Here is a 15,387-nt window from a genome sequence, read left to right as displayed (position 1 = left end):
TCATCGATGCAAAAAATCATTAAAATAGGAACTCGCGATAGCAAGCTAGCCTTGTGGCAGGCAAAAAAAGTCCGGGAGCTGCTCGAAGAACTAGGATATCAAACCGAAGTGGTACCCGTAAAATCTGCCGGAGATATGATAGTGGATAAACCGATATATACCATAGGAATTTCCGGGGTATTTACCCGTAATTTGGATATTGCTTTACTGAATAATGAAATAGATATTGCAGTACATTCTATGAAAGATGTACCAACCGTATTACCAAAAGGAATTATTCAGGTTGCAGTATTAAAGCGTGCAAATTATAATGATATTCTGGTTTTAAAAGATAATGAAGAGTTTTTTGCACAAAAAGAAGCAACCATTGCCACGGGAAGTTTGAGAAGAAAGGCGCAATGGTTAAATAGATATCCCACACACAAAGTTGTAGATATAAGAGGGAATGTGAATACACGACTGGAAAAGTTAGCAGATAATAACTGGAATGGGGCCATATTTGCAGCAGCCGGTTTAGAACGTTTAGGAATGAGGTCAAAGGGAGCTGTTAACCTCTCCTGGATGATTCCCGCACCGGCTCAAGGGGCTATTATGATTACTTCTTTAGAAGAAGATATGCATATAAAAGATATATGCAAGCAGTTAAATCACAGAGAAACAGAACTATGTACCGGGATAGAAAGAGCATTTTTAAACCGGTTGGAAGGAGGCTGTACAGCACCTATAGGTGCTTTGGCATATATAAATGAGAAAGCAGAAGAAATAAATTTTAAAGGGATTTTATTAAGTAAAGATGGAACTAAAAAAATTCGGGTTTCTAAAAATGTTCCTTTGAATCAACATAAATATCTGGCGAAAGATTGCGCTGACTATATTTTAAATAGAGGCGGAAGGCAATTAATAATGGAGGATATGGACAATATGACGGAAAAGAAAGTCGTTGTGTATGCTACCAAATCGCTCTCTGAAAGTCAGGCAAAACTATTTCATGATGATATTGCTTCTGATAGTTCAGACTTCATCAAAATACGATTTAACAGAATTGCTATGAAAGTGATGAAAAATGAAATTGAAAATAGTATCATCACCAGTAAAAATGGAGTGGAAGCGATTCTAAATAGCTTTACTAAAAGTGAGTTAAAATTTAAAAATATCTTTTGTGTAGGGAGAAGAACTAGGAAATTAATTGAACAAAAAATAGGCCCGGTAAAGCATTCTGAAAAAAATGCCGAAAAATTGGCTGCATATCTTTCAAAAGAATTGAAAGGACAGGAAGTAACGTATTTCTGTAGTGATCTTCGGTTGGATACGTTACCGGCTATTTTGTCCGAAAACGGAATCACAGTGAATGAAATAGAGGCTTATAAAACAGTGTATAGTCCTTCGGATGTCAGGGATAATGTAAGTGGGGTTTTATTTTACAGTCCGTCTACGGTAGAGAGTTATGTTCAAAAAAACAATACGGATAAAGTGGCATTTTGCATTGGAGAGTCTACTGCAAAAGCAGCAAGAAAATATTTTTCTATCGTAGAAGTGGCAAAAGTACCTACGGTAGAAAGTGTGATAGAACTCGTAAATCTTCATTATGTACAATAGGACTCGAAGACTAAGAAAATCAGAAGGAATCAGACGATTGGTACAGGAAACTAAGTTGTACGTAGACGATTTTATTTACCCTTTATTTATAGAAGAAGGAAAAAATATCGAGTCTGAAGTTCTTTCCATGCCGGGAATCAAACGTTATTCTTTAGACACGATTTCCAAAGAACTGAATGAAGTGGTAACATTGAATATTCCGGCAGTGTTGTTATTTGGAGTACCGTTGAATAAAGATGACGAAGGAACAGAAACATGGAATGATAACGGAATCATACAACAAGCCATTCGTTTTATCAAAAAGAACTATCCGGATTTGTATGTAATTACAGATGTTTGTTTTTGTGAATATACATCACATGGCCATTGCGGAGTGATCCATAACAACGATGTAGATAATGATATGACTCTTGTAAATATAGCAAAGCAGGCTGTTTCTCATGCCAGGGCAGGAGTTGATATGCTGGCTCCTTCGGGGATGATGGACGAAACCATCCGGGTAATCCGAGAAGCGTTAGATAATACCGGATTTGGAGATTTACCAATTATGGGGTATTCGGTAAAATATGCCTCGGCATTTTATGGCCCTTTTAGAGATGCGGCAGATTCAGTTCCGGCATTTGGAGATAGAAGTACTTATCAAATAGATCCTGCAAATAGGCGAGAAAGCCTTCGGGAAGCTTATGTTGATGACCTGGAAGGGGCCGATATTTTGATGGTAAAACCGGCATTGTCATATTTAGACATCATTCGTGATTTAAAAGAAACTTTCGATAGACCAATTGCCTGCTATAATGTAAGCGGAGAATATTCGATGATAAAAGCAGCAGCAGAAAGAGGATGGATTGACGGAGAAAAAGTAATGCTGGAAAGCTTATTATCTATGAAGCGGGCAGGTGCAGATATTATCATTACGTATTTTGCAAAAGAAGTGGCACGGGGTTTAATGTAGCAATGTAATAATGAATTAATGTAACAATGTAGCAGTGGGTTAGTGTAACCATGAATAATTAGTAAAGAATGGATTTTCAAAAATCACAAAGATTATATAAAACAGGGCTTACTCATTTAGTAGGGGCTGTAAATTCACCGGTAAGGGCCTTTGCTTCGGTAGGAGGGAACCCGTTATTTATTAAAAGGGCGAAAGGATCAACCATTATGGATGTGGACAGCAACCGGTATGTGGATTTGGTACTGTCTTATGGCCCAATGATTTTAGGGCATCGACATAGAAAAGTACAAAGAGCAATCACCAAAGCACTGAAAAACGGATATTCGTTTGGAGCCTCTACTCAAAATGAAATTAAATTGGCTAAAATTATTTGTGATGCCTTTTTTGGAATAGATAAAATTCGTTTTGTAAATTCGGGGACAGAGGCTGTATTAAGTGCCATTCGCCTGGCACGGGCATATACCGGAAAGAATAAGATTATCAAATTTTCCGGTTGCTATCACGGTCATCAGGATGCACTGTTAGTGGCAGCAGGTTCCGGTTTGGCTACCTTAAGTTTGCCGGGAAGTAAAGGAGTCCCGGAAGAAGCTGTAAAAAATACGTTACTTGCTACCTATAATGACTTGGATAGTGTAAAAAAACATTTTGAAGACCACCATGATATTGCAGGAGTAATTATTGAACCGGTAGCAGGAAATATGGGAGTGGTAATTCCTCAAAATGACTTTTTAAAAGAACTGAAAGAGTATCTAACATCAAAAGGAGCTCTTTTAATTGCTGATGAGGTAATGACAGGCTTTCGTGCTACATTTGGAGGGACACAGCAATTGTTTGATGTAGTGGCAGATATTACCTGCTTAGGGAAAGTAATTGGCGGAGGCTTTCCCGTAGGAGCTTACGGTGCAAGAAATGAAATTATGGAGATGGTAGCACCTTTGGGAGAAATGTATCAGGCAGGAACCTTAAGTGGAAATCCGGTGGCTATGGCAGCAGGAATTTCAACTTTAACCGAGTTAAAAAGGCAAAACCCGTATGCTCAGTTTGAAAAGAATGGTCAGCAGATAGAAACGATTCTATTAAATACTGCAGAGAAGTATAGTGTTGATGTGACAGTGAACAGATTTGGTTCCATGTTGAATCCGTTTTTTACAAAAGTTAAGATAACCCATTTTGAAGAGGCACAAACTTCGGATATGGAAAAATTTGGAATATTCTTTTGGGGAATGATTAGGAACGGAGTGTTTTTACCGCCCTCTCAATTCGAATCATGGTTTTTGTCCTCTGCTCTCACAGAAGAGGATATTAGAGTCATTGAAAAAGCGGTTGAAAAATCATTTGAGAAATTACAAAACTAAAATAGGATGATTCGTATAGTAATACTTGTATTTTTTGTGGGGTTGATGAAGTGTAAAACTGCAATCGTAAACACAACAAATACTGAGAGCAACAATGTCAATTTTGTAACCATTTCTCAGGGAGTTTTATACGGCAACGGAGCGGAAAATATTAACAAGTATACTATTGTTATTTCTGACCAAAAAAAATGGGATTCTTTATTAAATAAGATGAATTCCGTAAATACGGTTTCTTCTGATTTTCAGGAAATGCCTGTGTCTTTTTCCAAAGAAACCGTTATAGGTGTTTTTGATACTATCAGAAATACAGGAGGAATCCGGGCGGAAATAAATAAGGTAGTTCAGAAAAATGATACGACTACAGTGATATATCGTATTAAAAAACCTGCTCCGGGTGAATTTGTAACCACGGTCATTACACAACCTTATCACTTGATAAAAATTGAGAAAAAAGAAGGTCATTTTGTATTTATTAAAGAAGAACAGAGACCTTTGCAAAATTGATTTGGCAAAAAAGTTCGACACCCGAAGAAAATTTTAAACCGGAATAACCTGTTGGTTTTGAGGATTTAAAATTTTCGAGAAGGAAGAAATTTGAAGCCAAATCAATTTCAATACGGAATATATCACTATTTTGCAAAGGTCTCAAACAATAAGATATCATGGTAAAAAACGATTTATTTCTAAAAGCCTTAAAAGGAGAGGTAGTGGAAAGACCCCCTGTATGGATGATGCGCCAGGCCGGACGTTATTTGCCCGAGTTTATGGAAATCAAAAAAAAGTATGATTTTTTTACGCGTTGCAGAACTCCGGAATTGGCCTCGGAAATTACCGTACAACCTATTCGCAGATATGAAATGGATGCTGCCATTTTATTTTCAGACATTCTGGTAGTCCCGCAGGCAATGAATATTGAAGTAGAAATGAAACCTGATTTTGGTCCCTATTTACCAAATCCGGTAAGAGATCAAAAAGGAGTAGATAATGTGGTTATTCCTGATGTATATGAAACACTGGACTATGTCTATCAGGCCGTAAAAGCTACCAAAGAAAAATTAAACCATGAAATTCCATTAATTGGTTTTGCCGGTTCTCCTTGGACTATTTTATGTTATATTGTACAAGGTCAGGGCTCTAAGAATTTTGACAAAGCAAAAGGGTTTTGTTTTACAAATCCTGTTGCGGCACATCAGTTATTACAAAAAATTACAGATACCACCATTGCCTACTTAAAAGGAAAAGTTGTTGCAGGAGTCAATGCGGTACAGATTTTTGATTCTTGGGGGGGCATGCTATCCCCAGCTGATTACCAGGAGTTTTCCTGGCAATATATTCAGCAAATTATCGATGCATTAAAAGATGAGACCCCCGTAATTGCTTTTGGAAAAGGATGTTGGTTTGCACTACATGAGATGTCGAAATCCGGAGCAGCCGCTTTGGGTATAGATTGGACGTGTACAGCCATAAATGCTCGGTACCTTACTGGAGGGCAAATAACATTGCAAGGGAATTTTGACCCCTCAAGATTGTTATCTCCGCCGGCAGACATCAAAAAAATGGTGCATCAAATGATTGATGCCTTCGGAAAAGACAGGTACATTGTAAATCTCGGTCATGGGATTTTACCTAACATCCCGATTGAGAATGCCAAAGCCTTTGTAGATGCAGTAAAAGAATATAAAGTTGATGGTTTTTGATTCGTTTATCATACATAAAATAACCAAAAAAGACGATAGTGTTTTGTACAATTTTGCCATCGCAAATGAAGATAGAATGAGATTATTTTTTCCATTAATGCTTGCACAAAACCGAACACTACCTGCATCTAAAATATTTGCAGAAGTAAAATCAAAAGCGTTTGAAACTGATGAAGAATACTTGTTTACGGTAAAAAAAGAGGATAACTCACAAATGATTGCTTTGGTATATATTAAAGAGTTAGATTGGCAAAAACAGCAGGGAGAATTAGCATACTGTATTGATTATAATTGGGAAAGAAAAGGCCTAACGACAAAAGTGGTGAGCATATTATCAAGCTACGCTTTTCAAAAATTAAACCTGAAAACACTGCAAATCATAGTTCATAAAAGTAATATTGCCAGTATCAGAGTTGCTCAAAAATGTCATTTTGTATGGCAAAAAAAGTTGATAAATGCATACACACCTCCGGGAGGTACTCCGATGGATATGGAATTATATGAATTATACGGATGATATTTTTACACCGTTTCAAGTTAGAAAGTTTCGGGTTTAAAGTTCTCAGCTTTAAAATGATATTATAACAGATTATATGAAATATATTTTACCTGTAAAATCCTGAAAAATAATCCATGAAAGAACAATTTTATCAATACATATTAGAACTACAAGACATCATTACATCAAGATTAGAAGCTGTTGATGAAAAGGTTGTTTTTCAGGAAGATCTGTGGGAACGAAAAGGCGGCGGCGGAAGAACACGTGTTATGGAAAACGGTGCTGTTTTTGAAAAAGGAGGTGTCAATATTTCTGCCGTTTATGGTAGATTACCGGATTCATTGCGCAAACAATTTAAGGTAAAGGAAGGCGATTTTTTTGCCTGCGGATTGAGTTTGGTATTACACCCTGAAAACCCTTTTATTCCTACAGTGCATGGCAATTGGCGCTATTTTGAAATGTATGATGCCTCAGGAAATAGGGTTACACAGTGGTTTGGCGGAGGTCAGGATATGACCCCTTATTATCTTTTTGAAGAAGATGTCATTTATTTTCATACGATTTGTAAAAAAACATGTGATGCACATCACCCGTCATTTTATCCCTCATTTAAAGAAGCATGTGATCATTATTTTTGGAATGCTCATAGAAATGAAGCGCGTGGGGTAGGAGGGTTGTTTTTTGATTACCTAAAAGAAACTTCCGTATTTTCCATACAAAACCGTTATGAATTTGTTACTCAGGCGGGCAATAGCTTTTTGGAGAGTTATATTCCTATTGTAGAAAAAAGAAGAAATCACACGTATACAAAAGCTCAGAAAGACTGGCAGGAAATTAGGAGAGGCCGTTATGCAGAATTCAATTTAGTACATGACAGAGGTACTCTTTTCGGGCTAAAAACAAATGGCAGGATAGAAAGTATTCTAATGAGTTTGCCCCCCACTGTACAGTGGAAATACAATGACCGCCCTGCAGAAAATTCTAAAGAAGCGGCTCTTTTAGAGGTGCTCTCTCATCCAAAAGCATGGATTTAGTGAATTATTAAGTTAATAAAAAAAGGATGCTTATTAAAGATAAATATGTATAAAAACCAATAATTTGTTTATTTATTAAGAATAATTCAACATATTGTTTTTTAGGAAAAGTAATTCATGCCGTAAAATGAAATAAAAGTCGTGATATTTTCTTATTTTTGTAGCAAACAAATAAAAACAATCAATGGCCAGATTTGAACTGAAATTACCTAGAATGGGTGAAAGCGTTGCAGAAGCAACCATTACCAACTGGTTAAAAGAAGTGGGTGATACCGTAGCGTTAGATGAAGCCGTTGTAGAAATTGCAACGGATAAGGTAGATTCCGAGGTGCCCAGTGAAGTAGCAGGAAAGCTTATTGAAATTTTATTAGATAAAGAGGCAGTAGTAAAAGTCGGGCAAACTATGGCAGTGATTGATACCGAAGGAGAAGACGCAGTTGAAGTTACTTCGGTAGAAAAAGAAGCAATTACGGAAGAAGTAAAAGAGATCGAAAAAATGGTAGCAGCTGCTAAAGAAAGTACACGTCTTCAGGTGATGAAGACCTCGGAATCCGGAAAATTCTTTTCGCCATTAGTAAGGAATATAGCTCTGGCAGAAGGTATTTCCATGCAGGAACTGGAGACGATTAGCGGTACGGGAAAAGAAGGTAGAGTTACCAAAAAAGATATACTAGCCCATATAAAAAACAGGACCATTACACCACCTGCCGCTGTAAAAGAAGATATTCAGCCGCTTCAGGCAAATCAAACGGAACCTGTCAGAGTAGTCTCTGATACTGAGGAAACTACATTCGAAGCAGCACCGCTAACTGTCAATACGGAAGATGAAACGATAGCAATGTCTCGAATGGGAAAACTCATAGCAAAGCATATGGTAGCTTCCGTACAAACATCAGTTCACGTACAATCTTTTATTGAAATTGATGTTACCAGGATCGTGAAGTGGAAGAATAAGGTAAAAAATGCTTTCCTGGAAAGAGAAGGTGAAAAATTGACATTTACACCTATTCTGATGCAGGCAGTTGCGTCAACTATTAAGAAATTCCCTATGATCAATATTGCTGTTCAGGGTGATACTATTATCAAAAAGAAAAGCATCCATTTAGGAATGGCTACTGCTTTGCCGGACGGCAATTTAATTGTACCTGTTATTAAAAATGCAGACCAGTTGAATTTGGTTGGGATGACTAAACAAGTGAATGACCTGGCTCATAGAGCAAGAAATAACCAGTTAAAACCGGATGAGATACAGGGAGGAACCTATACGGTTACGAATGTTGGTAGTTTTGGCTCTGTAATGGGAACTCCCATTATTAATCAACCTCAGGTGGCTATTTTAGCTTTGGGAGCCATTAGAAAAATGCCTGCTGTAATTGAAACTTCCGAAGGTGATTTTATAGGAATCCGCCAGAAAATGTTTGTATCTCATTCGTATGACCACCGAGTGGTCAATGGTGCATTGGGAGGGATGTTTATTAAAACCTTAAAAGATACTTTGGAAGCTTGGGATGTAGACCGGAGTTTATATAATTAAGATTTCCTAAAAAATATATACATTAGCATAACTATAAACTTAAATGAAACAAATAATGAAAAAATTATCAATCGTAGTATTTTTAATAGCATCTCATATGATGTGTATGGCTCAGGAATCCGTACTGTTAAGATATAAATACAATAAAGGAGATCAGTATGAAATGACCATGAATATGAAGCAGGAAATGGGCGCTGCCGGAGGAATGAATATGAAGATTCAAATGGCAATGAATATCTCGGAGGCTAAAGGAGGTATTTATACTTCTACAATTAAAGTAAAAAACATTAGTATGGACATGCTGCAGGGAGGAAATGTAATGAGTTATGATTCCACCAAAAGTGATGATGAATTAGATGAAATGGGTAAACAAATGAAAGCTCAATTTGAACCGTTTATGAAAGCAACTATTATGAGTACATCAAATAGCTTAGGTGAGGTTTCGGAAAGTACTGTTGAACCTAATGTTCCGGCTTTAACCCAGTTTAAAGAGCAATCCAACAGTATAGAATATCCTGAAGAAAAAGTAGCGGTAGACTCTACTTGGTCAACTGAAAAAAACGAACAGGGTATGAAAATGAAAATGACGTATAAGGTTACTGAAATTACTAAAGAAACGGTTTTTGTTGAAGTATCAGGAGATGTTTCCGGAGGAGGTACAGGAAAAATTACAGGCAAAGTCGAAATAGACCGAGTGACAGGAGTGCAATCAAAAAACGATATGGAAGCTTCTATAGATGCCGGAGGACTGGAAATGAAAATTTTTACAAATCAACAAGTGAGGAAACTGTAGGTTAGTTTAAAGTTTGAAAGTTCTGAATTTAAAGTAGTCAATGCCTAAATAGTCAACCTTTAAAAAAATTTTAACATATTGAATTTCAGTTATTAATATAGAACTCATCTTGACTTTTTCTATTTCCTAAAAAATGACTGAAATTCACCTATATTTCGTTACTTTTCTTACCTGTAGCACTGCTATAGCTTTCAAAAAGTGCCTTATCTAGTTAAATTTCAGTTCATTTTCGGTTAAAAACAAAAAGTCAAGATGAGTTCATACAAAAAAGCCTGGAGAACTATTGTAAAAAAGACAACGTTTTTTAAATTGTATTGTAAAACCTTGTCAAATGCGTTCAAAAAATAATCCTCAAAATCAGTTAACTTTTCTAGCTCCAACCTTACAGGAACAATTGAATGCCAAGCATGAGCTTTATCTGTTAGCAGACGAGATAGACTGGTATTATTTTGATAAAGAGTTTTCAAAGTTCTATTCGGATAAAGGTCTCCCTGCTCGTCCGATTCGTTTGATGATTTCACTTTTGATTTTGAAGTCCATTTACAATTTATCCGATGAGCGTTTGGTAGAAGAACACTGGGAGGTGAACGCTTATTTTCAGTATTTAGGTGGTGCTACCGTTCAACGTTGTGGCCAACCTTTCGCTGCCAGCGATCTAGTTCACTTTCGTCAGCGTATTGGGCAAGAATGAACAATATCCCATCTTAAACAAGACCATAGGGTAGCAAACAACTTCCTAAAAGGTCAGATGGGAGATAGTATCAACTTTATGATGGCCGCCGCTGGGTTCAACTTCAAAAAATTAATGAGAAAACTCAAACAAGAAATTCTTTGGCTTGTTCTTAATACCTTTGGTTACCTGTGCAAAAATTTGTTAGAGAAAAATCGGACTCTAATAATAAAACCTAACCAACAAATAGCCTATTTTTAAGGGTTAACTAAATGAGGTTCTTTTCAACTTTCTAAATTTTCAACTGTGTATTTAGGAAAATAAAAGTTAAAATCTGACTTCACAATATCAATAACTTCGTAGCAATGCGAAGTTTTTTTATACCCGAAAAATTAGGCCAACATGACAACGGGATTTTCCAAATAAGCTTTCAATGTTTGTAAAAACTGAGCTCCGGTAGCACCGTCTACGGTTCTGTGATCACAGGCCAAAGTTATCTTCATCGTATTGCCAACAACAATTTGACCGTTTTTTACCACAGGTTTTTCTTGAATGGTTCCAACAGATAAAATGGCTGAGTTAGGCTGATTGATAATGGAAGTAAATTCTTGAATTCCAAACATTCCTAAGTTAGAGATCGTAAAGGTGCTTCCTTCCATTTCATTTGAGGCTATTTTTTTATTTTTAGCTTTTCCTGCCAACTCTCTGACGGCACTGCCGATTTGAGTCAAACTCATCTGATCCGTATGTTTTAGGACAGGAACCAATAGCCCTTCATCCACAGCGACCGCAACACCTATATGAATATGATGATGATATAAAGTAGTATCGCCATTCCAGGTGGTATTCACCTGAGGGTGTTTTTTTAATGCCATTGCACAGGCTTTTACTACCATATCATTAAAGGATACTTTCGTATCCGGAAGGGCATTAATGGTTTTACGCGAAGCAATAGCGTTGTCCATATCTAACTCAACAGTTAAATAATAATGAGGTGCTGTAAATTTAGATTCACCTAAACGCCTGGCAATTACTTTACGCATTTGAGAATTTTTTACTTCCTCAAGACGTTCTTCACCGGCCGGAGTAAAACTTGAGACAGGTGTTGCACTAATATCTGACGAAGTTATGGCTGCCGGTGTATAATTTTCGACATCTCTCTTTAAAATTCTTCCATTTTCGCCGGAACCTATGATATCTGCTAAGTTAATACCCTTGTCTTTCGCTATTTTTTTTGCCAAGGGAGAGGCAAATATTCTATCATTCTTATTAGATATTACCGGAACTTCTTTAGCGGTAGCTGTTTTAACTGTTTCTTGTTGCAGGGTATTTGCAATATCCGTATCGGTTTTTTCTGTTGTTGGTAAAGCACTATTTTTATGAGCAGCAATCATACCGGAAACATCTGTTCCTTCAGGACCGATAATAGCTAAGAGATGGTCAACAAGCGCACTACCTCCTTCCCGGACACCAATATGTAACAGCGTTCCCTCATAGAAAGATTCAAATTCCATAGTGGCTTTATCGGTTTCAATTTCGGCTAAAATATCCCCTTCTTCTACTGTATCTCCGATATTTTTTAACCACGAAGCTACGGTTCCTTCTGTCATCGTATCACTCAATCTGGGCATGGTAATTACCTGCACTCCATCGGGGATATCTACTGATCCTACACCTGATGTGGTAGCATTGGATGCAATTGTTTCCGTTGGTTTCACCTCTTCAGTGGTTTTTTCGGGAACTTCTTTTGTATCGTTTGTGTCGTTGTTCAACAAGGCGGAGATATCTTCTCCTTCCTCGCCAATAATGGCCAACAGTGTGTCTACAGGAGCAGTTTCCCCTTCCCGGATACCAATATGCAATAACACTCCTTCATTGAAAGATTCAAATTCCATAGTGGCTTTATCGGTTTCAATTTCGGCTAAAATATCCCCTTCTTCTACTGTATCTCCGATACTTTTTAACCATTTTGCTACAACACCTTCTTCCATAGTGTCGCTTAATCTGGGCATATTTACAATTACTGCCATAATTTATTTGATAAAAGGGTAATTTTCCTGTTTATATACTACATCGTATAATTGATTTGGTTCGGGATATGGAGAATTTTCTGCAAATTGCTCACATTCCTTTACCAACTCTTTTACTTCTTGGTTGATTGTTTCAATCTCTTCATCGGTAGCATATTTTTTTTCATTGATAATATCCAGTACTTGAGTAATAGGGTCTATTTTTTTATACCCTTCCACTTCGTCTTTTGTTCTGTAGTGTTGCGCATCGGACATGGAATGTCCCCTGTAGCGGTAGGTTTTCATTTCCAGAAAAGTAGGTCCGTCACCACGTCTTGCTCTTTGAATGGCTTCATCTACGGCTTCGGCAACTTTTACCGGGTTCATACCATCTACGGGACCACAGGGCATTTCATATCCCAAACCTAACTTCCAAATGTCCGTATGATTAGCGGTTCTTTCAACGGAAGTTCCCATAGCATAGCCATTATTTTCAACAATAAACACAACAGGCAGTTTCCACAGCATGGCCATATTAAGCGTTTCATGCAAAGAACCCTGTCTTGCAGCACCGTCTCCAAAATAAGTAAGTGTAACACCGTCACTGCCTTTATATTTATCAGCAAAAGCTAATCCGGCACCTAAAGGAATCTGACCGCCTACAATACCGTGTCCACCGTAAAACCCAAATTCTTTAGAGAAAATATGCATGGAGCCTCCCATGCCTTTGGAAGTACCCGTAACCTTACCATAGAGTTCTGCCATTACTCTTTTAGGATCTTCGCCCATGCCAATGGGTTGTACGTGATTTCTATAGGCCGTAATCATTTTGTCTTTAGATAAGTCCATTGCATGCAAAGAACCTGCCAATACTGCTTCCTGTCCATTGTAAAGATGTAAAAAACCCCTTACTTTTTGTTGAATGTATACCGATGCCAGCTTATCTTCAAATTTACGCCAAAAAAGCATGTCTTTATACCAATTCAGATAGGTTTGTTTTGTGACTTTTTTCATTACTATAGCCTATTATGATTTATTATTATATAATGCACTTTTTGTATTCGTAATAGGTTGAACAAAAATAATTGTTTTATATAAAATAAAAAAGAGTAATACCAATTTACGGATACTTTGTTTGTATATTACTTATCTTTAGCTATGAGTAAAGTAGCTTTTGCTCCGGTTGCAAGGTTCCATTCATTGGAAGAAATTAAATTACCGGACTCGTCATATACTTTAAACCCTGCAGTATTAGGCCCGGATGTACCTTGATTGAGTGCTTTAAATGCAATTTTATTGATGCCTTTTTGTAACGGAATGGTAAAAACCTGATAGGCTCTTCTTAAGGTAATATTATAAACAACGGGAATATTATTTACCAGAATGGTAACGCGATCTCCGTCCGGGTATTGAAAATCTCTGCAAACGATTTTTATATTTTTTGATTGAGTTCTGAAGCTCCCCAGATCTTGATCTATTTTTGAATATCTGGCATTTATTTTTGTATATGAATTTAAAAAACGTTCTTCGGCAATTTTTGCTTTGGACAAGATGCCTTTTTCTTCCAAATCTTTTTCTCTTTGTTTTTTTTCTTTTTCTTGCTGTGATTTATCGTATGCATTCTTAAAACCGCTTTTTTTATCTTTTGATTCCAGAACAGTAGGCTTTTTGACTTCTTTCCCGGATACGGCAGTAATGCTTTTTTTAACTCCTTTTTTTATTTCTCCTTTTGATTCGTCTATTTGAGCACTTATGGCAAAACTGCATAAAAAGCAGACGAAAAAGCAGATATAGTATGTTTTTTTGGGCATTACATCAATATTAAATCAGACACCAAGGCCACAAATATAGTGCCGTTGTTTTATATAGCTGTTTAGATAGTGTTAAAATTTATGATATAGTTATAAAGTTGGAAAGTTAGAAAGTTTCAAGCTGTACCATTTTTTGATTAAGTAAAGAAAAAAATGTTGATGAAATAACGTTTCTTATTATTTTTCCCTTTAATTTAGTTACTGAACTCATTTAAACTTTTAATGGATTACAAAGGTAATTTTTTACTCAAATAACAAGGAAATTTGCTATAAAAAGTAATGCAAAGGAATATTTGAAATGTTATTCAAAGCATTTTGGATTAAAAGTAAAAGCCGCCTATAGTAAGGACAGCTTTTACGGAGTAAACTAATAAAACCAAGTATAGTTTTGAGTTTGAAATTTTAAAAGTTCCAAGGTCAACCTGAATCTTTTAGTCTTTATAATATCTTACCATCGATTCAAAAAACACCATTAGGTATGATAGCAGATAATCAATCTATTTTTCCAATTAAGGTATGATAATTACCTTTTAGAGACACTTCCTCCGGAAGATGTTTTCTTATTGACTATTTCCGGATTACCTTTATAATCAATATCTCCGCCACTACTTGCTCTTGCATTAATAGTTTCCGATGCATAAATATTGATATCTGCACCACTGCTTACTTTTACGGTTACATTTTTACTTTTTAGGGCATAGGCATTTATAGAACTTCCGCTACTTGCGCTACTGAAATGAGTATGCGCTTCTCCGGAAACTTTTAAATCTGCACCGCTACTGGCACTGGTGGTTATCGTATCTGCTTCTACAGTAATATTGACATCTGCTCCGCTATTTACGGATAAGTCAAAATCTTTTACTTTTAGCATATTTTTGGAATAAACATCGCTGCCACTGGTCGCTTTTAATGCTTCTATAGCGGTTACGGTCAGGTATACTTTTTTTGCTTTTGCTCTCCAAATATTTTTTTCGGAATAAATAGTTAACCTTCCGTTTTCTACTTCGGTGATAATGATGTCGTGTAAGTTTTCATCGGCTTCTACCACTAACTCGTTTTTGCTTCCCTGAGTAAGATATAAGTCAATTCCACTGCTTACTTTCACTTTTGTAAAATCGTCGCTAATTTTTCTTTTTTGGGTAACTACGTTTCGGTTTCCGTCTATTCGGTTGAACATATCCATACCACAAGAGGATATACATACTGATATAAATAGAATAATACTTAGTTTTTTGATGGTTGTTGTTTTCATGGTTTTATATTTTATATGTCAAAGGTCTTTTAATAAGTTCTTTAATCAAAAGGGAATTTACTGAATTGTCATTTTTTATGGTTGAATCGTTTTATATCATTTTAACGTTTATTTTTCTAAAAAAAAAATACAATGCAAAAGTTAGAAAGTTGAAAAGTGTAAAAGCCTGAGTTGAGCTACCTTGT

Annotated in this window: 14 protein-coding genes; 10 read left to right on the top strand and 4 right to left on the bottom strand. The window is 36.4% G+C overall.

Features of this window, described 5'->3' with window-relative positions; translation table 11 throughout:
• The first annotated feature begins 6 nt into the window (after positions 1-6).
• The 10 genes from hemC to GKR88_06210 all read left to right on the top strand — a co-directional run bounded on the left by hemC (position 7) and on the right by GKR88_06210 (position 10,151).
• Positions 7-1,596 (top strand): hydroxymethylbilane synthase, encoded by a 1,590-nt coding sequence (gene hemC, locus GKR88_06255; GenBank protein ID QMU63936.1) that lies wholly within the window; start codon positions 7-9, stop codon positions 1,594-1,596.
• Positions 1,586-2,548: a porphobilinogen synthase gene (gene hemB, locus GKR88_06250; protein ID QMU63935.1), complete on the top strand. Its 963-nt coding sequence runs from the start codon at positions 1,586-1,588 to the stop codon at positions 2,546-2,548. The genes hemC and hemB overlap by 11 nt, the downstream gene beginning before the upstream one ends.
• A gap of 68 nt (positions 2,549-2,616) precedes the next feature.
• A complete protein-coding gene (gene hemL, locus GKR88_06245; GenBank protein ID QMU63934.1) occupies positions 2,617-3,903 on the top strand; it encodes a glutamate-1-semialdehyde 2,1-aminomutase in 1,287 nt (428 codons plus the stop codon).
• A gap of 6 nt (positions 3,904-3,909) precedes the next feature.
• The gene (locus GKR88_06240) at positions 3,910-4,407 is read left to right on the top strand and encodes a protease complex subunit PrcB family protein (GenBank protein QMU63933.1); all 498 of its coding nucleotides are present in this window, start codon (positions 3,910-3,912) and stop codon (positions 4,405-4,407) included.
• Between the two features lie 158 nt (positions 4,408-4,565).
• Positions 4,566-5,600 carry a uroporphyrinogen decarboxylase gene (gene hemE, locus GKR88_06235; protein ID QMU63932.1) on the top strand — a complete coding sequence of 345 codons (1,035 nt, stop codon included), beginning with the start codon at positions 4,566-4,568 and terminating at the stop codon, positions 5,598-5,600.
• Entirely contained in the window at positions 5,590-6,117 is a 528-nt protein-coding gene (locus tag GKR88_06230) for a GNAT family N-acetyltransferase (GenBank protein QMU66654.1), read from the top strand. Before hemE ends, GKR88_06230 begins: the two co-directional genes overlap by 11 nt.
• Before the next feature lie 116 nt (positions 6,118-6,233).
• Entirely contained in the window at positions 6,234-7,133 is a 900-nt protein-coding gene (gene hemF / locus GKR88_06225; protein ID QMU63931.1) for an oxygen-dependent coproporphyrinogen oxidase, read from the top strand.
• Between the two features lie 184 nt (positions 7,134-7,317).
• Complete coding sequence (locus tag GKR88_06220; protein ID QMU63930.1) at positions 7,318-8,667, top strand: 2-oxo acid dehydrogenase subunit E2; 1,350 nt, start codon at positions 7,318-7,320, stop codon at positions 8,665-8,667.
• A gap of 55 nt (positions 8,668-8,722) precedes the next feature.
• A complete protein-coding gene (locus tag GKR88_06215; protein ID QMU63929.1) occupies positions 8,723-9,460 on the top strand; it encodes a hypothetical protein in 738 nt (245 codons plus the stop codon).
• A gap of 331 nt (positions 9,461-9,791) precedes the next feature.
• On the top strand, positions 9,792-10,151 hold the full coding sequence (locus GKR88_06210) for a hypothetical protein (protein ID QMU63928.1): 360 nt from the start codon (positions 9,792-9,794) through the stop codon (positions 10,149-10,151).
• Between the two features lie 371 nt (positions 10,152-10,522).
• Here GKR88_06210 and GKR88_06205 read toward each other — a convergent pair whose 3' ends face one another.
• The 4 genes from GKR88_06205 to GKR88_06190 all read right to left on the bottom strand — a co-directional run bounded on the left by GKR88_06205 (position 10,523) and on the right by GKR88_06190 (position 15,202).
• Positions 10,523-12,160, bottom strand: coding sequence for a pyruvate dehydrogenase (locus GKR88_06205; protein QMU63927.1), 1,638 nt, complete (start codon positions 12,158-12,160; stop codon positions 10,523-10,525).
• A gap of 3 nt (positions 12,161-12,163) precedes the next feature.
• A complete protein-coding gene (pdhA, locus tag GKR88_06200) occupies positions 12,164-13,153 on the bottom strand; it encodes a pyruvate dehydrogenase (acetyl-transferring) E1 component subunit alpha (protein ID QMU63926.1) in 990 nt (329 codons plus the stop codon).
• Between the two features lie 128 nt (positions 13,154-13,281).
• On the bottom strand, positions 13,282-13,950 hold the full coding sequence (locus tag GKR88_06195; GenBank protein QMU63925.1) for a hypothetical protein: 669 nt from the start codon (positions 13,948-13,950) through the stop codon (positions 13,282-13,284).
• A gap of 523 nt (positions 13,951-14,473) precedes the next feature.
• Positions 14,474-15,202 carry a DUF2807 domain-containing protein gene (locus GKR88_06190; protein ID QMU63924.1) on the bottom strand — a complete coding sequence of 243 codons (729 nt, stop codon included), beginning with the start codon at positions 15,200-15,202 and terminating at the stop codon, positions 14,474-14,476.
• Between the last annotated feature and the right edge of the window lie 185 nt (positions 15,203-15,387).

This window comes from Flavobacteriaceae bacterium (assembly GCA_014075215.1).
Classification (GTDB): Bacteria; Bacteroidota; Bacteroidia; order Flavobacteriales; family Flavobacteriaceae; genus Polaribacter.
Note: the sequence above shows the minus strand (reverse complement) of the source record. Positions and strands in the feature narration are given on the sequence as shown.

Coding starts and splice junctions, on each gene's coding strand:
- hemC (QMU63936.1), top strand. CDS start 7: ATGCAAAAAATCATTAAAATAGGAACTCGCGATAGCAAGCTAGCCTTG.
- hemB (QMU63935.1), top strand. CDS start 1,586: ATGTACAATAGGACTCGAAGACTAAGAAAATCAGAAGGAATCAGACGA.
- hemL (QMU63934.1), top strand. CDS start 2,617: ATGGATTTTCAAAAATCACAAAGATTATATAAAACAGGGCTTACTCAT.
- GKR88_06240 (QMU63933.1), top strand. CDS start 3,910: ATGATTCGTATAGTAATACTTGTATTTTTTGTGGGGTTGATGAAGTGT.
- hemE (QMU63932.1), top strand. CDS start 4,566: ATGGTAAAAAACGATTTATTTCTAAAAGCCTTAAAAGGAGAGGTAGTG.
- GKR88_06230 (QMU66654.1), top strand. CDS start 5,590: ATGGTTTTTGATTCGTTTATCATACATAAAATAACCAAAAAAGACGAT.
- hemF (QMU63931.1), top strand. CDS start 6,234: ATGAAAGAACAATTTTATCAATACATATTAGAACTACAAGACATCATT.
- GKR88_06220 (QMU63930.1), top strand. CDS start 7,318: ATGGCCAGATTTGAACTGAAATTACCTAGAATGGGTGAAAGCGTTGCA.
- GKR88_06215 (QMU63929.1), top strand. CDS start 8,723: ATGAAAAAATTATCAATCGTAGTATTTTTAATAGCATCTCATATGATG.
- GKR88_06210 (QMU63928.1), top strand. CDS start 9,792: ATGCGTTCAAAAAATAATCCTCAAAATCAGTTAACTTTTCTAGCTCCA.
- GKR88_06205 (QMU63927.1), bottom strand. CDS start 12,160: ATGGCAGTAATTGTAAATATGCCCAGATTAAGCGACACTATGGAAGAA.
- pdhA (QMU63926.1), bottom strand. CDS start 13,153: ATGAAAAAAGTCACAAAACAAACCTATCTGAATTGGTATAAAGACATG.
- GKR88_06195 (QMU63925.1), bottom strand. CDS start 13,950: ATGCCCAAAAAAACATACTATATCTGCTTTTTCGTCTGCTTTTTATGC.
- GKR88_06190 (QMU63924.1), bottom strand. CDS start 15,202: ATGAAAACAACAACCATCAAAAAACTAAGTATTATTCTATTTATATCA.